Origin of the sequence: Bacteroides finegoldii DSM 17565 (genome assembly GCF_000156195.1) — a bacterium.
Lineage (GTDB): Bacteria > Bacteroidota > Bacteroidia > Bacteroidales > Bacteroidaceae > Bacteroides > Bacteroides finegoldii.
Genome location: NZ_GG688348.1, coordinates 1 through 306, shown reverse-complemented (window position 1 = coordinate 306; position 306 = coordinate 1). Strand labels below are relative to the sequence as shown.

Sequence of the window (306 nt, the reverse complement as noted above, 5' to 3'; positions counted from 1 at the left end):
TTGCCATCTCTGACAATGACTTCTCTTCTTTTACCAGATTTTTCAATAACGCAACAGCCCTCTTGTTATTTGGATTATCGAGAGCCTTCTGTCTGTTGGTTCTGTTGCTGTTCTCTACTGCCTGTGGTAATCTGCTCAATAAGTTTTCAGATTTGCCAAGCCTGCATCCTCTTGCTTTCTTTGCCCTTAGAGACTGTTTTGTTCTCTGGCTGATCAGTCCCGCCTCATATTCCGCTATGCTGCTGATTATATGCAGTACGAGTTTGTTCGCCTCCGGAAAATCACAAAACACTATTTCTACATCGG

General features: G+C 43.1%; 1 protein-coding gene. It reads right to left on the bottom strand.

All coding sequences use genetic code 11. The features are described from left to right. Nucleotides 1-306: recombinase family protein (locus tag BACFIN_RS00025; RefSeq protein WP_007758436.1), on the bottom strand; the 306-nt coding region annotated here is incomplete at both ends.